Source organism: Planktothrix serta PCC 8927 (assembly GCF_900010725.2).
GTDB classification, from domain to species: Bacteria; Cyanobacteriota; Cyanobacteriia; order Cyanobacteriales; family Microcoleaceae; genus Planktothrix; species Planktothrix serta.
The window spans coordinates 202683-227861 of record NZ_LR734869.1 but is presented as its reverse complement, the minus strand read 5'-3'; the positions used below and the strand labels follow the sequence as shown (position 1 = coordinate 227861).

The following is a 25179-nucleotide window of genomic DNA, read 5'->3' as shown; positions in this document are numbered from 1 at the left end:
GTCAAGGGATTAATTGTTGTCAACTTGGAGTTGATTCTCAAAGTTGTAGGGTTGAGAGGGCTAAAGCATCTTAGAATTTTTCCCAATTATCAGAAGTTTGTTGATTCTCAAAATTCTCTGGTTGAGAGGGCTAAAGCCCTCACTACGGTTTATTTAGGAGGAAAAGCTATAAATGGTTTGGGGTTTTAACTGTTGACAAATGGAAGAAGGGAGTTGAGTCATGGGAAATTGTTCATGCTTGAGTTGTGCTTGTAAATTCGTCAGGGGATCAACCCCAGAAGAAATCAAAAATTGTAATTTTTGCAGATGAGGCCATTGGGTAATTTGATCTAAAATTGTGGTAATGGCTTTGAGATAGGGATGATCTAGTTGTTGATACCATTGAGGATCGGCTACTCCCGCTTGATCAAACCCTAAATTAATAATTAATTGAACTTGATCAAATAAAGCGATCGCCACAGGTCGAGCTTCTTCTTGTAATAATAAATCATTGGTTTTTGCTAAAAACCGTAACTTTTCTAACCGTTCATAACTACTGTCTACTGAATTAGGATGGCGTTTTAACTCCAGGGATTCTGCTTCTGAATTTCTGACGAAAGGTTGAGGTTCATCCCAATTAAGAGCCAGAGTAATTAAATAAGTTTGTAATAATAAATGACCCATTTTTTTAGCTTTTGTTGCTAAATAAGCCGTATTATAATCCGTTGCTTCAATAATTAACGGCACTCGATCTACAATCTCAATTCCATAACCTTTTAACCCAGCAATTTTACGCGGATTATTCGTAATTAAGCGAATTTGCCTCACGCCTAAATCATTTAGCATTTGTGCCCCCATGCCATAATCGCGTAAATCTGGGGCAAAACCTAAGCGTTCATTAGCTTCAACGGTATCGAGTCCAATATCTTGTAAAGAATAAGCTTTAATCTTATTAATTAATCCAATTCCTCGCCCCTCTTGTCGTAAATAAACAATTACTCCCGACCCGGCATAATCAATCATTTTCATCGCGGTTTGTAACTGCATTCGACAGTCACAGCGCATTGATCCAAAGGAATCACCCGTTAAACATTCGGAGTGAACCCGCACCATCACAGGCATTTCTTTAAACTGTTCTGGATCACCTTTAACTAAGGCAATATGTTCGGTATTATCTAAGGTATTGCGATAGGCATAAATTTTAAAATCGCCAAATTGTGTGGGTAATTTAGCAACACTTTCTCGATAAACAAAACGATCATGTTTGAGGCGATAACTAATTAAATCCGCAATCGTAATTAATTTTAAATGATGAACTTTCGCATATTCAATTAATTCAGGAAGTCGCGCCATTGAGCCATTAGCATTTTGAATTTCACAAATCACACCCCCCGGATATAACCCCGCCAACCGAGATAAATCCACCGCCGCTTCGGTATGTCCGGCCCGTTTTAATACCCCGCCTTCCTTGGCCCGCAGGGGAAAAATATGCCCCGGACGTCGTAAATCATCGGGACGAGTCGCCGGGTTAATCGCAATTTGAATGGTTCTCGCCCGGTCATCGGCGGAAATTCCCGTTGAAACCCCCATTTGAGGGGACGCATCAATACTAACGGTGAAGGCGGTTTGATTAGCATCGGTGTTTTTCGTCACCATTAACGGCAAGTCTAACTGATCCAGACGTTCACCCGTTAAGGCTAAACAAATTAGTCCCCGCGCATATACCGCCATGAAGTTAATCATATCCGGTGTCGCAAATTGGGCCGCACAAATTAAGTCGCCTTCGTTTTCGCGGTGTTCATCGTCAACCACCACGATACAGCGCCCCGCCTTGAGATCTGCTAAGGCTGTTTCAATGGTGTCAAATTGGAAACTGGGAGTGTTTGGGGGTAGCACAGAGTCGTTCAAAATCGTTTAGTCATTAACGCCTATTTATTGATTGTAACGCTGTTGATCAATCGAGATCGCATTCCAACTGAAAGGGATTGGATTTTTGACAGGGGTAGTTGCAGAAAAATATGATAGTCTGCTCAAGTGCCGGAAATTTCATCGATCAGGACGCATAAGATGGCAAAGTTACCAGAGGACATAGTAAACAGAGTTTTCAATTTGCAAAAACAGATGTTACTGTTAATTAATGATGCCGGGGTGACAGAGCTTGCTATCTTTGAGAAATTTGGAGAAACAGTAGAAACATTACCCGAATTATATGATGAATCAACCTAAAATTCCTAATGCTGAAGTTAGATTGCATTCTGCTACTAAAATGCGAGATTTATGCAAACGTATTGATACAAATATTTTAGATTTAGATGAACTAATCTTACAGTTAGAAACGGATATTCGCAACAGTTCTTTAACCGCTTATCGTTTAGGAAAGTCACAGAAAACTATTAAATAATCAGGATTGATCAACTCCTTATTTATCTTCTGAACGTAAGCGATTGTGTATTTCTGAAGGATCAGCCACTTCAAAGACTACCTTTCTGTGAAACTAACTCAAACCCATAATTTTTTAAGATATTTTCAACTTCATCTGCATTCATTCTACGGATACGAGTCATGTCATAGAAACCTCTCGCATGAGAGATCCTGCTTTTAATATAATCGGATCAGGTTCAAGATAAAGTGCGATCGCTTCGGTGATATTTTCTAACGCTTCTGCTTCTGTTTCACCTGCGGAAACACAACCGGGTAACTCTGGACACCAAACAGCCCATTCTCCAGTTTCAGGGTCAGGTTCTAAAATAACACGCCATTTCATAAGGTTTTCTCCTGGGGATATTTAACCATCAAAGACGTTGAGTTCGAGGCAATTGTTTAACTTATTAGTTATTATAGATCGCATTTTCTATTAAATTAGTTTTATTAAATCGGCCATTCAGGAATGATTTGATCAATCTCTTTCATAATAGTTAAGGTTGCTGTTAACGCGACAACAATTTTTTGATAATGCAGAATATCGTCAAAGGATAAACTACGATTAGCTTTTTTACGATCTTTTAACCATTTATCTAACACTTGATACCCACCGATCTTAAATTCCCAGATTTCCGGCGGTATTCCTTCAAAATAACGGGTTTTATTAATATAGATTCGTTGCTGTTGGGGTTTATAGGTGACTTCTGTAACGTTGTTATCTCCTTCTCCTTGATATTGGGTAATTAAACGATTAAGTTGTTGAGATTCCATTAAATGTAATTTAACTAATTCTTCGCCTTTTTGGGCTAAATTTTTAAATAATTGCTCATTGCTGGTTAGGGGTAAGCGAGGAAAATCTATTTTAAGATATTCTGCATATCGTTGACGATAGGTGGGACTATGGAAAATAGCATAAGCATAATAAAATATTGCTTCTGGCGTGGGGATATATCCTAATTTTACTTTAATTTCACTTAGGAATTTTGGGGAAAAGTTAGGAGTGCATTCTGTAAATAAGTTATATTGATCGTTTTCGGTGTTAGGGTAAATATAGAGAGGGAAAACATAAGTTAGTTCTCTCGATTTTAGAGAAACTGCACAACGTTCTGTAATAGTGTTAGTACAAAAAATATGATCAAAACCCGATTCAAATTGTTGGCGACAAGACAATAAAGCTAAATTGTTCTTTAGTAGATTACTTTGAACTTCTTTTTGCATTCTTCTTAAAATACTATGATAATAAGTAAATTTATAATCAAAAGGTCTGTAATTAATTAATGTAACTAAATTTTGATCATATCCTTCTTGAATCAATAAAGAACGGTTGGAACAAAAACGCCATCCACTTGTATCTTGAATTCTATATTTTTCATAAGCTTCATGATCACTAAAACTAGGATTACTTAAATCTTGTATAACTTGTTGGATTTCATCAGCTAAATCCGTAATTAAAACTTCATCTCTACCTGTTTCTATTCCACTAGAATACACTAAAAAAATATCAGATAATTTAAACAATTTTTCATGTTCTTCATTCCAACTAAATTTTTTAGGGACAAAAAAATAATTGGGTATAGATAATACTAATTGGCTCCATTGCAGAGAATCAATATCCGTTTGATTAAGTAAATCATATTTATCTTGACGACTCCCCCACAGATCATAATGAAAAACCGTTGCTAAATTATTATTAACCAACTGTTCAGGATGATTTTTAATAGCAATTATAATAGCAACGCCTTGCTGAATATCAAACACATTCTGATCGTTAGTCCCATCAGGACATTTTTCCTTTAATAATGAACTCCCATGTAAATCTAAAACATAAATTTCATCAAAAGTTTTTATTAATTCCTCTCTCATTCCCCGATGAATTAAACCCCCTAAATAAGAATTATTAGTAATAAAAGCTACTATCCCATATCCAGTTTGTTCAATGCGGTGATGAGCAAAACGAATAAATTTAATATAATCATCATCAAGGGGTTGAATATTTTTTTCACCTTCTAATCTAACTCTACCTTTATAACGTTCTAATAACTCACCAATAGCCGTTAACTCAGTAATCTTTTGACCGGGTTTAGCTTTTTTAAAGTTTTTCTCCCAAACTGCACCTGTATATTTAATATCAGCTAAATATTGTTCATTTCCCTGAGCAATTCTCTGACGTTTACTGGAATTTTGAGAACTAACAGAATAGGGTGGATTTCCTAAAACTACCATAATCGGAAAATCTCGCTTAATAGCTGCGGCTTCATTGGCTTCTTGGGCGACATATTGACCCAATAAAATCTCGGATTCTTTTAAGGCTTCATCTAAAGTATTGGTTAAATAAATCCCTAACCGTTGTCTGCTTTGGAATTGATAACCATAATTTTGTAATTGTAATCCTAATTTTAAGTGTGCGATCGCATAGGGAGCCATTAACAATTCAAATCCATATAAACGATTAAATAAATGCTCCTTAACATAATCATTCCAACTCCTTCCTAACCCCATTTCCTCTAAATTTTGGTAAATTTGATTCACCACAGTATAAAGAAATGTTCCAGTTCCCGTTGCGGGATCAAGAATTTGTACCCTCGGCTGTTTTGTGGTTTTATCTTGACTATAATCAGCCAAACCTAACGCTAAATTAAACCGATTTTTTAGAATTAAATCCACTGAACGCACTATAAAAGATACCACAGGTTCAGGTGTATAATAAACCCCTCGACTTTTCCGCAATGCGGTATCATAGGCGGCAAGAAAGGCTTCATAAAAATGTACAACCGGATCTTCCTGTCGGGTATTTTTACCAAAATTTTCTAAAATATTCGTCATATTAACTTGGGCTAAAAGTTGAACTAAATCATCAACAGCCCAATTAATTTGAGAAAGCGCATCCGTATCAACAACGGTATTAAATAACCGCTTTAAAAATGGGTTGGTATCGGGAATATATAACCCGGCTGTACGTCGTTCAAAGGCATAGTTTTGAGGGTTTTGAGCATGACTAACCCTAGCTGTAAATAAACCATAGGCGACAGTTTGAGCATACATATCCGCAAAAGTAGATTGTTCTAAATTCGGTAATAAAACCTCTTGAAATCCCTTTTGTAGTTGATGTAATTCTCCCGTTTCTGTTTCTAGTTTTAAAGCTTCTATGACTGCATAACGAATGGTTTTTGTCAACTGTGCCATCTGTTTTGCTAAATCTTCAGGGTTATTAATAATTTCGCCCTGATAGTTCAGAAATGCTTGAATTAATTGATTAGTTTGTTCAGAATCAATTAATTGAATCTGATGATTAACTTGTTCGCCTAAAACTGTTTTTAATCGTAATTTTCCGTTAACATACCAACGAAATTCTAAATAATTCGTTAAAATTAAATTAGCCCCAATATGGGATTCTCGATAACGTTCTAACTGTTCTGTTTTTTCAACGGTTGATAAATCTATTCCGATGTCCTTCGCTTCTACATATCCAATTAATAACTCGCGTTTTCTGACGGTAAAATCAGGAATTCCGGCTTTATTTCCTTTTTCCTCAATACTGGCTTCAATCTGTTGTGAGGGATAATCTAATAAACTTTTTAAAGCGGGATAGTGGGTGGGTTCACTCCCTTGTTGTAAATTTTTCTGAAGCGATCGCAAATAAATTTCAAAATTAATGCTGATCATCTCCCAATTAATCCCAGCTTTTCTATTTAATTGATGATTATCGATTGGAAATAGGAGGTTTCCCTAGTTTCTTAGAAATAATAGAAAAACCTCAAACCCAACAACTTCAGTAAGAACTAATTTTGAGTTTCTTGAACAGGGGTTCTGACCGTTTGAGAATTATTAAAAATCCATAATCCTAACCCCGCCAATACTAAACTCAAAATCGCCATAGTCACGATAAAAACTTTTTTCATTTTCATCGTTTCGGCTTCATATTGCAACAGCATTTCCTGTTTAATTTTTTTCTTTGGGTCAAAAGGTTCTGGATTCATATCGGTTAACGGTTGACTGTTGACAGCCAACCGTATAGCTGATTAATTAACTGACAGAGGTTTCCACAACTTCTGAAGATTGGGGATTAATTCGCGGTTTTAAGTCAGCAGACAAGCGGTTGAGGGCATTCAAATAAGCTTGCGCCGAGGCTACAATAATATCGGTATTGGCGGCATGACCGGAAAAGACCCGGCCTTCATGACGTAAGCGAATTGTCACTTCTCCAATGGCGTCAATTCCGGCCGTTACCGACTGTACCGAGAACTCAATTAACTCATTAGAAACATTCGCCACCCGGTTAATCGCCCGATACACCGCATCCACCGGGCCAGTTCCAATCGCTGCATCGGTTAATTCTTGGCCGTCAGGGGTGCGGACTGTGACCGTAGCAGTGGGACGGGCTTGATTTCCACAGGACACCTGTACAAATTCCAAATGGAAAAATTCAGGGGTTTGTTGAATTTCATCATTAACAATGGCTTCTAAATCCCAATCAGTGATTTCTTTTTTCTTATCCGCCAATTCTTTAAACCGAACAAACGCCTTATTCACCTCATCGTCCGTTAACTCAAATCCTAACTCTCGCATCCGAGTTTGGAACGCATGACGCCCGGAATGTTTACCCAAAACAATCAGGTTATCATTCAAGCCAATGGATTGAGCATCCATAATTTCATAAGTGCGTTTATGCTTCAAAATGCCGTCTTGATGAATTCCCGACTCATGAGCAAAAGCATTCGCCCCAACAATAGCTTTATTCGGTTGAACTAACATCCCCGTCAAATTAGAAACCAAACGAGAGGTTTTATAGATTTGGCGAGTGTCAATATGGGTTAAGGGAGTTTCCGACTCCGCAGGACGACCCAAGAAGGGATTAAAATATTGGCGTCGGACGTGCAAGGCCATGACCAATTCTTCTAACGCGGCATTTCCGGCCCGTTCTCCAATGCCATTAATGGTGCATTCCAACTGACGCGCCCCATTTTTTACCGCTTCTAAGAAATTGGCAACGGCCAAACCCAAATCGTTATGACCATGAACGGAAATAATCGCTTGGTCGATATTAGGGACATTATCTTTAATCCCTTTAATGATCGCCCCAAATTCTGCCGGAGTCGTATAACCGACGGTATCAGGAATATTAACTGTTGTTGCTCCGGCTGCGATCGCCCGTTCTAAAACTTGATAGAGAAATTCCGGGTCAGAGCGTCCCGCATCTTCAGGAGAAAACTCAATATCATCCACAAAGGATTTAGCATAGGCCACCATTTCTGAGGTTATATCTAACACCTCAGACCGGGTTTTTTTGAGTTTATATTGCAAATGGATATCAGAAGTGGCAATAAAGGTATGAATTCGCCGATGGAAGGCGGGAGAAACGGCTTTAGCCGCTGCTTCAATATCTCCTTTGACCGATCGCGCTAAACTACAAATTACCGGGCCATCTTCTGTTCCTACCGCCTCGGCGATGCGAGAAACCGCTTCAAAATCCCCCGGACTGGCGATGGCAAATCCCGCCTCGATCACATCAACCCCTAAACGGGCCAATTGTCGAGCAATCACGAGTTTTTCATCCACATTTAAGGTCGCGCCGGGACATTGTTCGCCATCGCGCAAGGTGGTATCAAAAATAATAATTCGGTCGGGGTTGGATTGAAATTTCATGATTAAAAATCCTGTTGACTATTAACCGTTGACTGTTAACTGATTACTGATTACTGATTACTGATTTGCTGTTCCCTGTTCCCTGTTCCCTGTTCCCTTTAATAATCAGTTTTTTCAATCTGTTCTCGAATATCGTTGAGATCAATATAACGATCCGTTGCATTCCGCAGTTCTCGCGCGATCATTCCTTCTGTAGAAACAACGGTAATATGAGTATTTTTAGATCGTAACAGTTCAATCGCGCGTTCAAAGTCTCCATCCCCACTAAATAACACAACTCGATCATATTGGTCTACCGTATTAAACATATCTACAACAATTTCAATATCTAAATTGGCTTTTTGGGAGTATCGCCCGGAACTATCATCGTAATATTCTTTGAGAATTTTAGTGCGGACTGTATAACCTAGACTGATCAGAGCATCTCGGAATCCTCTTTGATCTTGCGGGTCTTTGAGTCCTGTATACCAAAAGGCATTGACTAGGGTAATATCCACTTGTTCTGTTTTGAAATAGGTCAAAACCCTTCGGGGATCAAAAAACCAGCCATTTTTTTGTTGAGCATAGAACATATTGTTACCGTCTACAAAAATAGAAAGACGGTTTTTTACGTTAGGCATAGAAACTTAAGACCTAATATTTTTAGCAAAGAATTTAATCTAAATATTCTATCTTACCATCCACAATCGAAGAAAGTTTATGCTTCAACAACTCCTGTTGTCTCTCCATGAATCTTTCATCCGATAGATGTAAGGATATAATTTTATCCTACCTCGTTGACGCAGTACAAACTGACCCTTAACAGAGGAAAGAGAAATCTCTATCAATTCCTAGGATATTGATTAGATTAACCCACGATTTTTTAAGTATTTGAGCCCTTTTTAAAGACTCAAAGTCATGGATTTAAAGGGAACTTCCCCTAATTCCTGATGTTAATCATCGGGCTGAGATTAATTTTACTTGTTGTCAATAAGCGGGAAACCCAAGAACAATAGGAAAGTTCATTGGCTACTCTTTAAGGATATTCTGGGTTACACCGAACGGTTAACGCTGAATAAAACTTAAGGTTTAGCCCTGTGTCTTTCTCTCAACTCCGGGTCTAGGACGATGGCAACAGTTAAGGATTTGGTTGTTACTGATCTACAATATAGAAATACTCTATAACCTTTTTAGTATACCTGGTAAAGGAACAGCCCCCTAATATTACTCACTCCTGATTGAATTCATCAAGTGTGCGGGCTGGCAATCACTCCCCTGTTATTCTCTCTCTATCCTCTATTTTTTTGTCTTCTGTTTTCTGTTCTCTCCTGCGCCTGCACCCTGATGTCCTAGGTTTTTTTGCTTTCTAACGCCCATCGCGCTAGTTCTGTCCGATTATGAAGGCCTGTTTTTCCCAACATATTGCTAACATGGCTTTCAATCGTGCGTTGACTAACTTTCATAATTCGAGCAATATCCCGGTTAGCCAAACCTTGGGCCACTAACTGTACAACCCTTAACTCCGTTGGAGTTAGTTCTACATTTCGACGCACCCGCAGTTTAGGGCCATTATCAATATTGGGATTTTGGCGCTGAGTCAAACGGGACGCTTGCCGCAGGGAAGACTCCACTTGCGCCACTAATTCTTCAGGCTCAAAGGGTTTAACAATATAGACATCTGCCCCCGTATTCAAGCCTTTAACTTTATCTTGGCTTTGGCCCTTAGCCGATAAAAATAGAACAGGAATCCATCCAGTACGAGGGTCTTCTCTAATTTGCTTAACTAGACTATAGCCGTCCATTTCTGGCATCATAATATCGCAGATCATCAGATCAGGAAGTTCCTGCTCCAGAATTTCTAGCGCTATCCTACCGTTCTCTGCGGTGATGACATCATATCCCCGAAATTCTAAATAATCCCTGACCAATAAGACCAGGTTGGGATCATCATCCACCAGCATGAGCCGTTTTTGTTCTCCGTTACTATCCTTCATTTTTAATCTGTTCCAATGGATAATCCCGCAATATCAAGGTCAATTTTTTAGATTGATTCATCGAGCCGGATGAACGGCTTTTTATTCATCTATCTTCCCCCTTTGGAGACGCCCACTAAATCGGTACTCCGATTAGTGGTGAGAGGAAAAAGGGGGTAGGGTTTATGTTGCATACAAGTAACCATCCTTTCTGTGAATTGTTGTGCAATATTTGTGACTAATTCCTTGAATAATTTCCGGTTTTGTAGTGATATTGAAACTTCCACTTGAACGAACAGCAATCCGTCCAATATAAGTTCCAACTTTCTTTCCTTGGGTAACAATAGCTTTAACAATATCGCCTGTTTGAAACCCTTTAACAAATTTAAAACGGGGAACATAACGAGAGGGAAACCCAAATTTATCGGTTCTGCACATTTGTCGGGTAATGTTAGCTTCGCCAATGTTATCGGTCGGTAACTATCTCGGTCATCACTGTCTTACCCCTCGTAAAACTGTTTAACTTTTAAGTTCCAGAGCAACGGACTAGCTTCGCATCCATTGGTGGGTCTTTAACACTTGCCGATAACGTAGTCAATTAAGACTTAGGCGGGTCAACTATCCAAAGTTAGAGGCATGAAGCCCCGTCTCTTTAGAGCGGGGTGCTGACCTTGGGACTCAAAAACCTTGACTGTCGTACATTTGACTAACCCTGAGATCGGGAGACGTTTCTCTGAAGTCAGTAGTCTCCTGATTTAGCTGTCAATAAAACAGCGTTCTGAAAAATAGATATATAGGCAAGTTTACGACATTTTACTAAGCAGTGACCCAATATCTATGATACCTGAAATCCGATCTGTATAAGTTACAAATGCTTAATAAGGTTTAAACAGATTCCTTGCTTAATCCTTGACCTCTGTTGGGACACCAGAAAAACAATCGGGTAGAGGATGGGTGAGAAACACATACTCTTTTACGACTTGGGAACCTAAAATATGCTCTTGGAGAATCCGTTCAATCACGGTCGGTGTTGCAGAATGATACCAAACCCCATCGGGATAAACCACTAAAATCGGCCCCTGAGTACAAACGCGCAAACAATTTGCCTTAGTTCTAAACGTACAACCGGGTTGAGTCGGTGTAGGCTGATCCAGTTTTAACTCAGCTAATCGTTTTTTCAAATAGTTCCACGCTTCTAAACTCTTTTCCTTAGAGCAACATAGGGGTTTAGTTTGATCCGCACAAATAAAAATATGGCGCTGAATTTTATCTAATCCTAAAGTTTGCACTGCCTTAACCAGAGGTTCAGCACCTGAACCCAACTCAGAAGCCACAATCATCGCAGATTCAGACGAAGATGACATACAATTACGCCGTTTGATCTAAAAAGCCTTAAAACTATATCCTAACAGTTTTAAAGTGTACAGGTGTTAGCTGTTGATGTGTTGAAGAGCGGGTTGATTGTAGGAAAAATCAGTATTAGAGACGCACCGTGGCACGTCTCTACACTAATGACTATTATCCGAGAACAAAATTGCTCTCACCGNTTGGCGTTGGTTGAGGTGTGGGAGTAACGGTTGGTTCCGGTGTGGGAGTTGGAGTCACCTTCATCTCGATATCAAGGACAGCGCGGTGCGAGTGATCCGAGTAGAACTTGCCATCTGTGACGCGAAAATCAAAGAAATTTGTTGAAAGACTACCTTTGGTGGGGGTGTAGGTGAGTAAGTTTGCCTGAATGTCTTCTACAGCAATCTCGGTCTCTTCGGTAATTTCTTGACCATTGAGTTTGAGGCTGCCTTTGCTTTCCCCAATAAAGGCCTGAATGGGGTTGACGATAACAGATTTGAGCGTATCATCGGTGTCGCCCTTGGTAAAGGGGAAGTCAGACACTTGAAACACATACTCACCATCTTCAGGAATTGAGAGGGTAAAGTCTGTGGTGTCAACTGGGAAGATATTGTCAGCAGTGTAGGTTGAGTTATTGAAGTCTTCTTGTAGAGCTTTTGAAGAGAAGAGGTCGTTGTATTCTTGGACGGTTATGTTATGAAACTTGTCTTCATAAATTTGATTGAGCTTATCTGCAACAACTTCCATGAGCCGCTGTTCTTTCGCATTCACTCGATAAACATCGCGAAAGCTATCTGGTTCTTGACCGTCCTTAACGGCTTGGTAAGATTCAATGGCAAGATTGCGCGATGCTTCTGATATCAACGTTGCCATCAAATCGCGCTTGTCGAAATCCAGGCTTGAGTTGATTGCGTCAAACCAGTTCATAACCAACTGGTAGAATTGGTTATTAATCCCTAAGTTGTTTGCATCGTTCAGTTTAGGATCGAGGAGTGAATCGGCTAGCAGGTCAAGCACTTGGTTAATAGGTTGCTTTGTAGCTAATCCAAAAAGTTCGGTGATGATTTCGATTTGTGCGCCGATTAAGTAGTCATAAGTTTCTGGACTTAGAAAAGTCTTAAGATTAACAATGCCTTCATCCAAGGTGTCGTCCTGTATGAATGCTTCAATTTCGGCGTAGGTTCGATCTTCGATATCAAATGAATCATTGCTATCAAACTTAAACTCTACGTTGGGGTCAAATATGCGAATCGTGGTAGGATCTGGATATTCTAACGGTTTTTGGGGATCATTCGGATCGGGATGATAACCCACCAGTTGGACATTGCAAACGGGTTCAAGGTAGCGATACCACCGCTCTTGAATTAAGTCATTAGCCGTTTTGACGGGATCGGGAATGGTTGGATCGGCCAAAAGTCGCCGAGCCATACGCTCAACTAAGCTGGTAACAGGAGTGACGGTTGTAATGTTGGGGTCTGCAACAGCCGTCAGAATTCCTTTATTGGGTACTTCCGCAGCAGAATTGACTCCCTGAATCATGGCTATCCGCCCCTCATTCAGGTCAATTTTGTCATTTTTGTTAACGTCAATCTGAGCAAATTCATCATCAGTAAGAAACAGATCACCTTGACCATTCCGATCTGTAGTGGTTGTCGGCTCCCCAGGATCGGGAATTCCATTCAGGTTTGTATCTAAGAAAACTGTTCCATTTTGGACATAACCCTTCCGATAAATATTCCGATAATAATGAAAGGATATTCCAACTATATCATCAAGTTTATTATATATATTATTATCATCAGAAACCGATCCAAGACTACTATCATAAATACTAATAACCAAAGACTTTTGGGTAGATGGTTGTGTTGTTATTAATTTAAAGTTATTTTCATTTATTTTATGTATTTCAAACTGGAAACCCTTGCTGTATGCTGAATAAGTGTCAATTTCAACTAGAAAGAATACTTTGTTTTCAACTATTTCTCTTCGAACGTTTACGCCGTTGATCGAATATATTGCATTCAGATTGTCAACCATGTCCGAATAGCTGTTTAGATTTGTTGCTTCTCCCTGAAATGATATTGCACCTTTTGTGATGAAAAGATATGTGGGACCCAAATCAATAATTGAATCAATTGGACGCTTTCCACCCACAGATCCACTCAGATTGATCTGGTCTGCAAAAGTATGGCTGGTTCGACTGTCTGCATTTAAGGAGCTGCGAAGTAGGCTCCCAATCTGTGTGTCATTCATTAGAATTACCTCAGGTGAAAAGAAGATTAGGATTTTAACAAATGGCTAAAGGCTAATACTTGGAGTAGGTAGTTAGCACTTTTAACCCCAAAAGTTTGATAGTGCAAGAGCAGTAAACACAAGAGAATTTTTTTATTCCTAGTCTGCATCTTGCGATAATTTAGAGCAAGAATATTTTTGTTTTAGTGCTTTGTGTCCGTTATTACACTGATAACTTTTAACCCCGATCAGATAGCGAACCAAGTAATATGAGTAACAGTGGAAACTTTCATGAATATATCCTTCAATAGAAAAAAGTAATAACTGTCCGATTATTGACTTGGTAGCACTCTGTTCGCTGTAGAATGCTTCTTTTAGGGCGTTGTAGGCATAACCAACTAAACGCGAAGCTTGACTTAAGTTAAAGAGGAGTATTTATACCTTTAGACAGATGACAAACACAAGTTTCACTATTTAGAGAATAGCTGTGTTTGTCATCTGTTGTCAATGATTCAGAGCTATCCTTTACAAATTGTTAGATTTCTATGGAGCGATTTAACATGGCGTGGTGCCGGGTTTATGATATTATTAATATGAGGCAATTATTTGTAAAATCAGTCTCTACATTTGGGATATATTAAAGATATGTCTTCAGATTCTATCAATAACGATCGCGCAGTTTTGAATACAGGTATTGCCTAAATCCCTACCTATATTATTTCCCACGAACACCATGAAATTTATTAACCCCAAAACAGACTACGCCTTTAAAAAAATATTTGGCTCCGATCAAAGTCAGGATATTTTAATTAGTTTTTTGAATGCGATCGTCTATCAGGGTGAGACTTTCATCACTTCTTTAGAGATTATTGATCCCTACGCACCCGGCAGAATTTCTGGTTTAAAAACTACTTATTTTGATGTTAAAGCTCAACTGAATAACGGCGAAAATGTGTTAATTGAAATGCAGGCTGTGAATGTACCTGCTTTTGGCAAAAGAATTCTTTATAACACAGCAAAAATGTATGTAAATCAACTGAAATTAGGAGAAGTTTATCCAGAATTGAGAGCAGCAATTGGTGTAGCTGTGACGGATTTTATTATGTTTAATCAACAGAGTAAAGTCATTTCCCAATTTACGCTCAAGGAAGATGAGTTACTACTAAATTATCAACATAGTCCGTTAAAATTAGTATTTGTGGAGTTACCCAAATTCACTAAAACTCTGGAAGAATTGACGAATATTACGGATAAATGGCTTTATTTTTTACGCCGAGCGCCGGATTTAGAAGTAGTGCCAGAATCAATGTTAATTGTACCCGAAATTGAGAAGGCTTTTGCGATCGCGGATCGGAATTTTACAGAAAGTCCCTAATAGTGTACTATGGTTATTAGACAGCAATCCCGAAGCAAATCGGAACCTGAAATATGAGGCTAAATTGCGGGGAATTAAGGGCGATCGCCTAATTTTTGCGCCGAGATTATTACAGGAGGAACACCTATCACGCCACATTTGGATCGACTTATTTCTGGATACTTTATATTACAATGCTCACACGACAGGTAGTGATGCTTTGTGGATGGGAATCCCCTTTATTACCTGCCCCGGAGAAACTTTTGCGGCGCGGGTGGGAGCAAGTTTATTAAATGCGGTTAATTTACCACAGTTAATCGTTAATAGTTTAGAAGATTATGAAAAGTTGGCGGTACATTTAGCTACTCATCCTCAAGAGTTGCGAAAGTTGAAAGATGATCTCAATGAAAATCGCCGCCAATTGCCTCTGTTTAATACACCTCAAACTGTGCGATATTTGGAGTTGGGATATCTTAAAGTTTGGGAAAGATATCAATCGGGTGCGTCGCCGGAAGCGATACAGATCGACAAGGCAGAAGGAATCGGAAAAGAAGCAGAGGGAAGGTTGAAAACTGATTTGAAAAGCAATTTAGTCAGGAATTTAGGAGACGAAAATTTGGAAAAAGTAAGGGATTTAAGGGATAAAAGTATGGAGGAAAAGCAGAATGGGAAAGGGGTTGCTAGTGCGGATTCGCCACAGGATTTAATGGGCGATCGCGAGTTTCCATCTTGGTTAACCTCTCAACAAATTAGCCTCGCTTGCACTACCTATCAAACTAGCAGGTTAATGTTAATTGGTAGCAATCCCGAAACTAATACTATTTCTGGATATTGGCGCATATTCGATCGCGCAATGGGTTTATATTGCACCCACAATCGCATTTACCTAAGTTCTAAATATCAACTTTGGCAATTAGAAAATGTCTTAGAAAAGGGAAATTTATATCATGGTAATTGATCTGAATACAGGTGCGATCGTTCACTGGTTGCGTTTAGAAGGAATAGTCACAGAACTCTATGATGTGCAGATAATTCCTGAAGCACAAAAACCAATGGCTTTAGGTTTTCAGACTGAAGAAATTGCTAAATTAATTACTTTGGAATTGTAACCGATGATGGGGTTAATTTATCCGCAGAGAAACTTTATCAACTGCAATGCAGTCGGATAATCTTCTTCTTTGCTGATCCTGTTAGAGACGTGCCGTGGCACGTCTCTACACTAATGACTATTATCCGAGAACAAAATTGCTCTCACCAATTAAGCTGCTATCGACTCCAAACAGTTCAGCCAACTGTTGTTGACTACTGGCGATTTTAATCAGGGTGGAGCCGTTAAAAGAGGTAATTTCTAACTGTTCAAAAGTTAGACCTCCGGTTAAAGCGATAATATCCTCTGCGTTAGTAAAGTCGGTAATTAGCTCATTGCCAAAACTACTGGCCAGATAGAAGCGGTCATTACCCGCACCACCTGTTAGGGTGTCATCGCCCCCGGCTCCAATTAACCAGTCATTACCTTGACCTCCGGTTAAGACATCGTTACCCTCACCGCCATCGAGGGTATCATCTCCTAAATCTCCGAATAGGATATCATTGCCCTGATTTCCATCTACAAGGTCATTGGCTTGACCGCCATAGAGGGTGTCATTATCTGCACCACCAGACATAGTGTCTTGGTCTTCTCCACCCAAGAGCAGGTCATCACCTGCATTGCCTTCTAAGATGTCGCTGCCAATATCTCCGAATAGGGTGTCTTTACCGTCACCGCCTTGGAGGGAGTCATCGTTTTGACCGCCAAACAGTTGATCATCACCGTCGCCTCCTTGCAAAAAGTCATCATCTTGACCGCCTAAGAGGATGTCATTACCGTCATTTCCGATTAGGACATCTTTGCCTTCATCCCCAAAAATGAGGTCATTATCCTCACTACCGATAATATAATCATCTTCTTTGCCTCCATGAGCGATGTCATCTCCGCTACCGATGTCGAGGTAATCATTGCCTTTATACCCGTACACCTGATCATTTCCAGCACCTGAGTTAATCCAGTTATTCTCATCTGTGCCGAATATTTGGTCATCATTACTCGTCCCCTGTTGGGGTTCTCCACTGGGTTCGGTTGTGTTTAACGATAGTCCAACAATAAACTTCGAGGGATCAAATACAGCCGTTGGTTCCGGTGCGGGAGTTGGNGTCGCTGCCCGCGCCGCCGAAGCCGCCTCCACCGCCACCGTAGCCGCCGCCTCCTCCTCCTCCGAAGCCTCCTCCTCCTCCTCCGAAGCTGTCGATATAGCCGTCACCGCCGATCGCCTGATTGTTGGAAAAGGTGACACTATTCAGACTCACCGTACCGTTATAAATAAATAGTCCGCCCCCCATACCGCCAGCACCCCCACCTCGTGGGCCACCATTTCCGCCTTGTGCCTTACCATTGGTGATAGTCATGTTGGAGAAATCAACGATTCCCGACTTGACAAAGAAGGGACGGAAACTGCTACCGCCCTCAACACTATTGTTATTGCCAATAAAATCAATGTTGCTGTTAACTAGAGTCAGCATCACTCCTGTAACAGTAACGTTTGTTTGCAGGGTAATCGTGTCATCGTCGGCTGTGGTATTCGCATCTAAAATGGCTTTGCTTAATGTACCTGCTACAGTGCCGGTGCCATCATCGGTTGCCTCTGTAACATCAAAGTTAGCCAGTGTATAATCATAATCTGCCATCGCCTCCTGATTAAAGGGTACAGTGGCTTCTATTTTGCCCGTTACTATTTCTAAATCCCAGTCCCCCCCTAATGTTTGATTTCCGGTTAAGTCGTTAGAGGCGGCGACATCTGCCCCGGTGATTTCACTGAATCGTTTAACAAAATTCTTGCCCGTTTCCCCGTCGGCTACGTTGCATCCATATAATAGGATATCGCCATTTTCTGTTAGAGCATTTCCCCACTGTTGTAGCTGAGTATTAAAATTTTCTATATCATTCCCATTCAGTACATCAGTACCGAGTTTTAAACTGCCTTCGCTACCATGAGAAAGGATCTGTACGGCTGCAATATCTTTTTGATTAGCTAAGGCGTTAGTAATTTGTTCAATCCCGCTAGATGTGTTATCTAAAATGACAATTTGAGCGGTATCGGTGTTATCAATTAGGCTTTGATAGTTTTCTACTGAGGAGTCTACAAAAATGATGGATTTGTTGATAGTTGGCAGGTTCATAATTGCTAAAATCCCTGATATCTATGGTTTATATTTAAGTCCGGTTGGACTTTCAACCCCAGCCTCAAAGATTAAGTCCTCTTAAGCCGAAAACCTGTGATTACAGCCGAGGTTAGATCCCCCTAAATCCCCCTTAATAAGGGGGACTTTGATTTCCTGTTCCCCCCTTTTTAAGGGGGGCTAGGGGTGATCAAGAGGCTCATTTTTTACAGTTTCTTTCGCTTTCGCTACAATCGCACTAGCGCGACTATTTGTTGCCTCTGTCCAAAAAGATAAGCTATCAAATCGCTCAAACAAGTCTGGCGGTAAAATCGTTTTTCTTGGTTTAAACTCGACTTGAGAACGCACTTGATGTAACCCTTTTGTTTTCAATTTATTATCAAATTCTGGCTCTTGATATTCCACATTCTTGAAATCATGTTCAAAAGGTTCTTCACCTATAAATTGATAAATCAACGATATGGTTTTAGTCGGATTTTTGGTTAATAAATCATAATCTACTAAAAGGAGAGAAGCACTCTGTTCGCTGTAGAATGCTTCTTTCAGGGCGGTATAAGCATAACCAACTAAACGCGAACCTTGACTTAATGCCTCGGTGCGACTGTAGACTGTAGCTCGTTCTGCTGGATTATTAAATAACCGGGAAACATCAAAGGCGTTGCGCCGAATCAGTAGCTCTATGCTATCCATAATCCAAGCAATATTTCTGACACAGCAGATAACTTTTGCTTCGGGAAAGAGTTCTAAAATTAATGGTAATTTGCTGCACCAAAGCCGATTGGTATCGAAGATGATTTCTTTGTCAGCTTGCGGATGATAATAAGCAGAAAATATGCTCATAATCAGCGCCCGTTTTTGTTCCGGGGAAATGAATACCGAAAACTCATTATTTTCGCTCATGGCTTCCAACATCCGCTCAACTAACCCCCCCACAGGGCTAGTCATAGCTGCATGAAACCGAGGATTTTGGCGTAACAGCGCCGCCAGTAAAGTAGAGCCTGATCGGGGTAGTCCTGAGATAAAATGAGCTTTCACTCGCTTCGGTGTTGCAATGCTTACAGGTACAAGGGTTTATTGTTAAGTCAGTCTGACTCGATTACCCGACTTAAGTTAAAAGGCGGTATTTATACCTTTAGACATATGACAAACACAAGTCCTAATGTTTATAGAATAGCCGTGTTTATTTCTGTTGTCAATGATTCAGATTAACGATAATTTTCAAACATGAAACACCCCTGCCCCTATTCCCCTATTCCCCCTGCCCTCTGTTCGGGAACCCGTACAACTTAGGCTGTTGCAATGGGTGGCGTATTTTCGTTACATTAGCACTCAGGAGTCGAGAGTGCTAATGTGAATTCCTCAAAGGAAATGACCAAACTCTCGTTCCCAATATTGCTGTAAAGTGGAGGCTCATGAATGGCTGCTGTATCTCTAAGCGTATCAACCGTTAAACCTTTAGGTGAGCGCGTTTTCGTCAAAGTAAGTGCGTCTGAAGAAAAAACCGCAGGTGGAATTTTTCTACCTGATAACGCCAAAGAAAAACCCCAAGTGGGCGAAGTTGTGGCAGTTGGCCCTGGCAAACGCAATGATGATGGTTCTCGCTCCGAATTAGAAGTCAAAATCGGTGACAAAGTTCTTTATTCTAAATACGCTGGCACTGACGTCAAACTCGGCAGCGATGAATATGTTCTGTTAGCAGAAAAAGATATCTTAGCCATCGTCAGCTAATTCGTGTTTTCAACCCTTTGGATCGTACACCACACTGTTGTTATCCGATCTGAATGGTTAAAACTCCTATCTTTCATAATTCGTTTGTACTATCAACCTAAAATCAGAACACAACACCTATGGCTAAACGTATTATCTACAACGAAAATGCTCGTCGTGCATTAGAGCGTGGTATGGACATCCTGGCGGAGTCCGTTGCTGTCACTCTTGGCCCCAAAGGTCGCAACGTTGTATTAGAAAAAAAATTTGGTGCGCCTCAAATTGTGAATGATGGCGTCACCATTGCTAAAGAAATTGAACTAGAAGATAACGTTGAGAATACTGGCGTTGCCCTGATTCGTCAAGCCGCCTCCAAAACCAATGATGCCGCCGGAGACGGAACCACCACTGCAACGGTTCTAGCTCACGCGATGGTTAAAGAAGGTCTGCGGAACGTGGCTGCGGGAGCCAACCCCATTGAACTCAAACGCGGTATTGATAAAGCTACTAACTTTTTAGTTGAAAAAATTGCCGAACACGCTCGCCAAGTGGAAGATTCCAAAGCGATCGCTCAAGTCGGTTCAATTTCTGCCGGAAACGACGAAGAAGTCGGTAAAATGATTGCTTCGGCGATGGATAAAGTCGGTAAAGAAGGCGTGATTTCCTTAGAAGAAGGAAAATCCATGACCACCGAATTAGAAATTACCGAAGGGATGCGCTTTGACAAAGGTTATATCTCTCCTTATTTCGCTACCGATACCGAACGGATGGAAGCGATTTTGGAAGAACCTTATCTGTTAATTACCGATAAAAAAATTACCTTAGTTCAAGACTTAGTGCCTGTTCTGGAGCAAGTCGCCCGTTCTGGCCGTCCTCTGGTGATTGTTGCTGAAGATATTGAAAAAGAAGCCTTAGCAACCCTGGTGGTCAACCGTTTGCGCGGTGTTCTGAATGTCGCTGCGGTTAAAGCGCCTGGGTTTGGCGATCGCCGTAAAGCCATGTTAGAAGACATCGCTGTGTTAACGGGTGGTCAACTGATCACTGAAGATGCAGGTCTGAAACTGGAAAATACCAAGCTGGATATGCTCGGTAAAGCCCGTCGCATCACCCTGACCAAAGATAACACCACCATCGTTGCTGAGGGCAATGAGGCACCTGTTAAAGCCCGTTGTGAGCAAATTCGCCGTCAAATGGAAGAAACTGAGTCTTCCTACGACCGGGAAAAACTCCAAGAACGCTTGGCTAAATTAGCGGGTGGCGTGGCTGTAATCAAAGTGGGTGCAGCCACCGAAACCGAAATGAAAGACCGCAAACTGCGTCTGGAAGATGCCATCAACGCCACCAAAGCAGCCGTTGAAGAAGGGATCGTTCCCGGTGGTGGTACAACATTGGCTCACTTAGCTCCTCAACTGGAAGAATGGGCGAATGCTAACCTGACCCACGAAGCCTTAACCGGAGCGTTGATCGTGTCTCGTGCATTGTCCGCGCCTCTGAAACGGATCGCTGAAAACGCGGGCGTTAACGGTGCTGTTGTGGCCGAACGAGTTAAAGAAAAAGACTTTAACGTCGGTTACAATGCGTCTTCTAACGAATTCGTGGATATGTTTGAAGCGGGTATTGTTGACCCGGCAAAAGTGACCCGTTCTGCGCTGCAAAACGCGGCTTCAATTGCAGGAATGGTGTTAACAACCGAGTGTATTGTTGTTGACAAACCGGAACCCAAAGATAATGCTCCGGCGGGTGCTGGCGCTGGTATGGGCGGCGATTTCGATTACTAATTCGATCACTAATTTGTAATCTTAGAGGAGGTGGCTAATGTCACCTCCTTATTTAATTTGGCTAGATCACTAACTAAATGGATAATGCCCCTATCCCTCGCTTAAAGTAGCTGATAGATTATTAGCGCGTAAAGAAAAACAAGAAATATGCTGAAATTCCTGGCTGACAAAAACTTTGATAACACCATTGTTAGAGGACTATTGCGCCGTAGACCGAGTATTGATATTATATGCTATGGTTAGTCAAGGGAATGGGTAATTGCTTGCCTTCTCTCAAACCAATTCAAAAGCTCGACCACACTAAAAAATAAAATAATGGACTCAGAAAAAGACAATCAAAAACAAACTATAGTAGAGATTATCAAATCGGATGAATTAAACAGTATCTATTTCAACGAGTTTGGTATTGGAGTTTCTAAACATGATATTTTCATATTATTAAGTCGCAATGGAAAAGAAGAAGCGATACTCAATGCTTCTCATATTACAGCCAAATCACTTGTAAGCTCTCTAGGTGAAGCTCTGAAAAGATTTGAAGCTAAAACCAATCAAACCATACCGGACTCAGATGAAATTGGAAAATTAATGGAGGATCAAGATGACGACAATGCTCACTGATAACAGGAATGAAATTTCTGATTTTTCCGTCCAGAAGAACCTTTTTTCTTTCAAAGAGAATACAGTAGATAAAAGTTTGTCTTCTGTTCCAATCAAAAAAGCTCGATTCTATTATACAGAATCCAAATTGGGCAATCTTGAAACATCCAAAAATAAATTCATTAAAAGAGATACAATAGACAAATTATCGACCTTTGAAGAAATATTGAAATATGGGATTGATGCTATAAAATTGAAAGATGATTATCTTTTTAACCGTATTCGTGAATTAAAAGAATTATGCGATTCAGAAGAAGATGAAGACTATGAGATTTCGTTGGAGTCCCTTAAGACAATGTTTTTATTTCTTGAAGCAATCGGGAGTATTTTTAAACCGAGTAGCTTAACAGTAAGTGAAACTGGTCTTTTTTATTTAGAATGGGAAAGAGATAGAAATAATTCAATAACCCTACGATTCAAAAAAGATTACTTTTTAGACTATGTTATTTTTAAGCCAAGTTTACATATAAATAAACGAATTACTTTTAATGGTTCGATGTATGCTCTAGATCTAATTGATTACCTTAACGATTTAAACATAAAGATACACAAAAAAATATAAACAAGAAGCATAAAAATGACAGAGATAGAAACTGGTAACGTTACGCGCTATTGTAAACCTCGCGATTTGGAGAAGGGAATCCCAAAGAGTTCTGCTTTTCAAAGACGAATAGAACGTGACGAAAAATATTTATCTGTCTATTTGCTTGATTTTTTTGACCAGGAGACTGAAGTAGAAAAGATTAGAGAAGTTAAAGCATATATGGAAAAATCTTTTACTTGTAAATCCAATGGTTCTTTTGCTGTTCTTAATATACAGCAATCCAAAGAATATATTTTGGAAGAAATATCATCAGAAATTTTCTATAGAGAAAAGAAGTTACCTCATTGTGGTATTTTCCATGATGCTGATGATCTTTTAATTGCCAAGTTACTTGCTGAGTGTGTTCAGAATAATTATCCCCTTAAAAATCTCACCGATTCAATAACTTCACCCTGATCACTTCCTGAAAAATCTGGAAATTCCCGCCTTTAAAACTAAGGAAGTGAGGATTTGTTTTGATATTAGGTAATTTTTGCAGATGTTCAATACATTTTTTGAGCCAAGGGTGTTTAGGCAACATAATATATTAAGGAGTTGAATGAATAAAGTATTGGAAAGTTTTGGGCTGGAAACGAGAAAATGCTTCAGATTTCATCCTTGATTCTAACAAATTCTTCTACTGTTAACGCCGCATCATTTAAAATACTTTTTAATAACTTAGGATGTAATATTTCTCCCGCATGATAAGGAACAGTAACGCGCTGATTTGCATAATTTTTATAAATTTTATGACTTCCAGTTTGACGATTTAAGGTAAAAGCAATATGCTCTAAAACCCGAATTACTTCACTAGCCGTAACCCGCGGCAGACGCATGATTACACCTGAACCTCTAAGGTTGTTAAACTCACCAGTTGATTCACAGGAACAGACTCGTCATTTGCTAATCGATCTTCAATATGTAAACGAATCACATCCTGAAGATGATCAATCACTTCCTCATAAGAATTTCCTTGAGTATAACATCCTTGTAACGAAGGACAGAAGGCAAAATAACCATCACTATCCTTTTCAATTACAACGGGTAAAATAAATTTATTTTCAGACATAATTATTGATTAACTCAATTTATTAATAATCTTGTTTTCCAGTAAAACCTAGAAATTAAATCAGGGAGGCTCTGCTGGCCTTAAAAAGGATGCAAAGCCTTTGATTGAGGGGTTAAGCAGCTTTTCCGGGGTAAATTGTACGTTCCCCTTTAGGAATTGAAATCCAACCCAATTCTTGTAAACGATTGGTTAAATTAGAAATACTCACCCCCAACTCATCTTTCATGTTATAAAGGTGTCGCCATTGGGTTAAATCTCGTCCCTGACGTTTTTCTTCTAAAATCGGGCGAGGCATTAATAAACAACTGGCAAAATATTGAGCTTGCCATTCAATCGAAGCCAGATGAGATTCAACCGTTGCGCCTCGACAAACAAAGGGTTCATCCCATTGATTTTCGCAACTTTCTGAGTCTCTTAACTCTAATTGATCATGATTAATATGTAATATCCAATGACCGATTTCATGAGCGATTGTAGACTCAATAAATCCCTTGGATTTTTCTTGAATTTCCTCATTAATTTCGATGAGTCGTTCCGTCGGCAAAATTCGAGCCGCGATCGCCCCCTGTTCATCGGGCGGAATGCAATCCCAAACCACCCCTAAATCAAGGAAATCTGCCACCAGAGAAGCTTCAAACGGCCACTCTGGAGCAAAATTGGGCGTGGTTTGCATCCGTCGCAAAATCTCATTGGCCCGACGCTCAATCGACTCTCGACGATAAAAGCGGTACGGCTTCAGGATACTCACTTATTCAACCTCCCGGACAGCCTCAAAAATTTGTTGGGCAAAGTTGGGATTTTCCTGCATCCGGCGGAATAGCGCCGTCATACTTTTGTTGTTTTCTTTCAGAAATGTCTCATAATGCTGCGGGATTCGGCCCGCCAAGAAGATTAACTCCTCCTCGTCTAAACCGAGATTTCGCGCCAACCCCCGAATCACATCCTCTTTAGGCGGGTAGTCCGCGCGATCGTTCTCCAGCTTCGATAAATAGGTAAAATCCACTTGCAACAACGCTGCTAACTGGCGCTGTGAGTAGGCTTTGTCTTTACGAGCTTGACGAATTAGCTTTCCAAAGGTTTGTTCCACAGTACATTCCTCCTGACTCCCATAATACGCTGGTTTGAATAAAATTTCAACCTGCTACAACCAGTCTAATGCCTACGCGCAGGAAGGGGGTAGAGATCGAGAAACCAGGAGAAAAAAATTTTATCCTCATACTTGACGATTGAGTCAACATTGACTA

24 protein-coding genes and 1 pseudogene are annotated in these 25179 nt (G+C 40.1%); 9 read left to right on the top strand and 16 right to left on the bottom strand.

Annotated features, from left to right (window positions below; translation table 11 throughout):
* Positions 1-153: 153 nt before the first annotated feature.
* Positions 154-1875, bottom strand: a complete 1722-nt coding sequence (gene ribBA / locus PL8927_RS11860) for a bifunctional 3,4-dihydroxy-2-butanone-4-phosphate synthase/GTP cyclohydrolase II (RefSeq protein WP_083621564.1) — start codon at positions 1873-1875, stop codon at positions 154-156.
* Positions 1876-2188: 313 nt separating this feature from the next.
* On the opposite strand from ribBA, the gene PL8927_RS11855 reads away from it, so the two are divergent.
* The gene (locus tag PL8927_RS11855; RefSeq protein ID WP_083621561.1) at positions 2189-2380 is read left to right on the top strand and encodes a hypothetical protein; all 192 of its coding nucleotides are present in this window, start codon (positions 2189-2191) and stop codon (positions 2378-2380) included.
* 159 nt (positions 2381-2539) lie between these two features.
* Here the strand turns inward: PL8927_RS11855 and PL8927_RS11850 are convergent, their stop codons facing one another.
* From PL8927_RS11850 to PL8927_RS11815, 8 genes and pseudogenes are all read right to left on the bottom strand, one after another.
* Positions 2540-2743, bottom strand: a complete 204-nt coding sequence (locus PL8927_RS11850; RefSeq protein WP_083621559.1) for a type II toxin-antitoxin system HicB family antitoxin — start codon at positions 2741-2743, stop codon at positions 2540-2542.
* A 104-nt stretch (positions 2744-2847) separates the two neighbouring features.
* Positions 2848-6063: a type ISP restriction/modification enzyme gene (locus tag PL8927_RS11845; protein ID WP_231505992.1), complete on the bottom strand. Its 3216-nt coding sequence runs from the start codon at positions 6061-6063 to the stop codon at positions 2848-2850.
* A 116-nt stretch (positions 6064-6179) separates the two neighbouring features.
* Positions 6180-6377, bottom strand: a complete 198-nt coding sequence (locus PL8927_RS11840; protein ID WP_156093171.1) for a hypothetical protein — start codon at positions 6375-6377, stop codon at positions 6180-6182.
* Between the two features lie 46 nt (positions 6378-6423).
* Positions 6424-8043 (bottom strand): 2-isopropylmalate synthase, encoded by a 1620-nt coding sequence (locus PL8927_RS11835; protein ID WP_083621554.1) that lies wholly within the window; start codon positions 8041-8043, stop codon positions 6424-6426.
* A 98-nt stretch (positions 8044-8141) separates the two neighbouring features.
* The gene (locus PL8927_RS11830) at positions 8142-8663 is read right to left on the bottom strand and encodes a LabA-like NYN domain-containing protein (protein WP_083621551.1); all 522 of its coding nucleotides are present in this window, start codon (positions 8661-8663) and stop codon (positions 8142-8144) included.
* Between the two features lie 708 nt (positions 8664-9371).
* Positions 9372-10016: a response regulator transcription factor gene (locus tag PL8927_RS11825; protein WP_083621548.1), complete on the bottom strand. Its 645-nt coding sequence runs from the start codon at positions 10014-10016 to the stop codon at positions 9372-9374.
* 162 nt (positions 10017-10178) lie between these two features.
* Positions 10179-10442: pseudogene (locus PL8927_RS11820) on the bottom strand (RNA-guided endonuclease IscB); the annotation flags it as partial.
* Positions 10443-10897: 455 nt separating this feature from the next.
* Positions 10898-11335 carry a (2Fe-2S) ferredoxin domain-containing protein gene (locus PL8927_RS11815; protein ID WP_083621978.1) on the bottom strand — a complete coding sequence of 146 codons (438 nt, stop codon included), beginning with the start codon at positions 11333-11335 and terminating at the stop codon, positions 10898-10900.
* Between the two features lie 2972 nt (positions 11336-14307).
* On the opposite strand from PL8927_RS11815, the gene PL8927_RS11805 reads away from it, so the two are divergent.
* From PL8927_RS11805 to PL8927_RS28465, 3 genes are read left to right on the top strand one after another with little or no spacing between them, the layout of a single operon-like run.
* On the top strand, positions 14308-14949 hold the full coding sequence (locus PL8927_RS11805; RefSeq protein WP_083621543.1) for an Rpn family recombination-promoting nuclease/putative transposase: 642 nt from the start codon (positions 14308-14310) through the stop codon (positions 14947-14949).
* Complete coding sequence (locus tag PL8927_RS28470) at positions 14912-15886, top strand: O-linked N-acetylglucosamine transferase family protein (protein WP_231505991.1); 975 nt, start codon at positions 14912-14914, stop codon at positions 15884-15886. Before PL8927_RS11805 ends, PL8927_RS28470 begins: the two co-directional genes overlap by 38 nt.
* Positions 15876-16037 (top strand): DUF4915 domain-containing protein, encoded by a 162-nt coding sequence (locus PL8927_RS28465; protein WP_231505990.1) that lies wholly within the window; start codon positions 15876-15878, stop codon positions 16035-16037. Before PL8927_RS28470 ends, PL8927_RS28465 begins: the two co-directional genes overlap by 11 nt.
* A gap of 120 nt (positions 16038-16157) precedes the next feature.
* Here the strand turns inward: PL8927_RS28465 and PL8927_RS11790 are convergent, their stop codons facing one another.
* The 3 genes from PL8927_RS11790 to PL8927_RS11780 all read right to left on the bottom strand — a co-directional run bounded on the left by PL8927_RS11790 (position 16158) and on the right by PL8927_RS11780 (position 19176).
* Positions 16158-17150 (bottom strand): calcium-binding protein, encoded by a 993-nt coding sequence (locus tag PL8927_RS11790; protein ID WP_083621540.1) that lies wholly within the window; start codon positions 17148-17150, stop codon positions 16158-16160.
* Entirely contained in the window at positions 17083-18141 is a 1059-nt protein-coding gene (locus tag PL8927_RS28840) for a DUF4347 domain-containing protein (RefSeq protein WP_083621537.1), read from the bottom strand. The genes PL8927_RS11790 and PL8927_RS28840 overlap by 68 nt, the downstream gene beginning before the upstream one ends.
* Before the next feature lie 180 nt (positions 18142-18321).
* Positions 18322-19176: a sulfotransferase family protein gene (locus PL8927_RS11780; RefSeq protein ID WP_083621534.1), complete on the bottom strand. Its 855-nt coding sequence runs from the start codon at positions 19174-19176 to the stop codon at positions 18322-18324.
* 381 nt (positions 19177-19557) lie between these two features.
* On the opposite strand from PL8927_RS11780, the gene groES reads away from it, so the two are divergent.
* The 5 genes from groES to PL8927_RS11755 all read left to right on the top strand — a co-directional run bounded on the left by groES (position 19558) and on the right by PL8927_RS11755 (position 23283).
* Positions 19558-19869 (top strand): co-chaperone GroES, encoded by a 312-nt coding sequence (groES, locus tag PL8927_RS11775; protein ID WP_083621532.1) that lies wholly within the window; start codon positions 19558-19560, stop codon positions 19867-19869.
* A gap of 119 nt (positions 19870-19988) precedes the next feature.
* Positions 19989-21626 (top strand): chaperonin GroEL, encoded by a 1638-nt coding sequence (gene groL, locus PL8927_RS11770; RefSeq protein WP_083621530.1) that lies wholly within the window; start codon positions 19989-19991, stop codon positions 21624-21626.
* A 315-nt stretch (positions 21627-21941) separates the two neighbouring features.
* Positions 21942-22244 carry a hypothetical protein gene (locus PL8927_RS11765; protein WP_083621527.1) on the top strand — a complete coding sequence of 101 codons (303 nt, stop codon included), beginning with the start codon at positions 21942-21944 and terminating at the stop codon, positions 22242-22244.
* Positions 22225-22845, top strand: a complete 621-nt coding sequence (locus PL8927_RS11760; protein ID WP_083621523.1) for a hypothetical protein — start codon at positions 22225-22227, stop codon at positions 22843-22845. The genes PL8927_RS11765 and PL8927_RS11760 overlap by 20 nt, the downstream gene beginning before the upstream one ends.
* Positions 22846-22860: 15 nt before the next feature.
* On the top strand, positions 22861-23283 hold the full coding sequence (locus tag PL8927_RS11755; protein ID WP_083621520.1) for a hypothetical protein: 423 nt from the start codon (positions 22861-22863) through the stop codon (positions 23281-23283).
* A 188-nt stretch (positions 23284-23471) separates the two neighbouring features.
* Here the strand turns inward: PL8927_RS11755 and PL8927_RS11750 are convergent, their stop codons facing one another.
* From PL8927_RS11750 to PL8927_RS11735, 4 genes are all read right to left on the bottom strand, one after another.
* Entirely contained in the window at positions 23472-23702 is a 231-nt protein-coding gene (locus PL8927_RS11750; RefSeq protein ID WP_083621518.1) for a type II toxin-antitoxin system HicA family toxin, read from the bottom strand.
* Between the two features lie 2 nt (positions 23703-23704).
* Positions 23705-23935 carry a type II toxin-antitoxin system HicB family antitoxin gene (locus PL8927_RS11745; RefSeq protein WP_083621515.1) on the bottom strand — a complete coding sequence of 77 codons (231 nt, stop codon included), beginning with the start codon at positions 23933-23935 and terminating at the stop codon, positions 23705-23707.
* Between the two features lie 112 nt (positions 23936-24047).
* A complete protein-coding gene (locus tag PL8927_RS11740) occupies positions 24048-24683 on the bottom strand; it encodes an ImmA/IrrE family metallo-endopeptidase (RefSeq protein WP_083621512.1) in 636 nt (211 codons plus the stop codon).
* Positions 24684-25022, bottom strand: a complete 339-nt coding sequence (locus PL8927_RS11735) for a helix-turn-helix domain-containing protein (RefSeq protein WP_072717879.1) — start codon at positions 25020-25022, stop codon at positions 24684-24686.
* Positions 25023-25179: the final 157 nt, after the last annotated feature.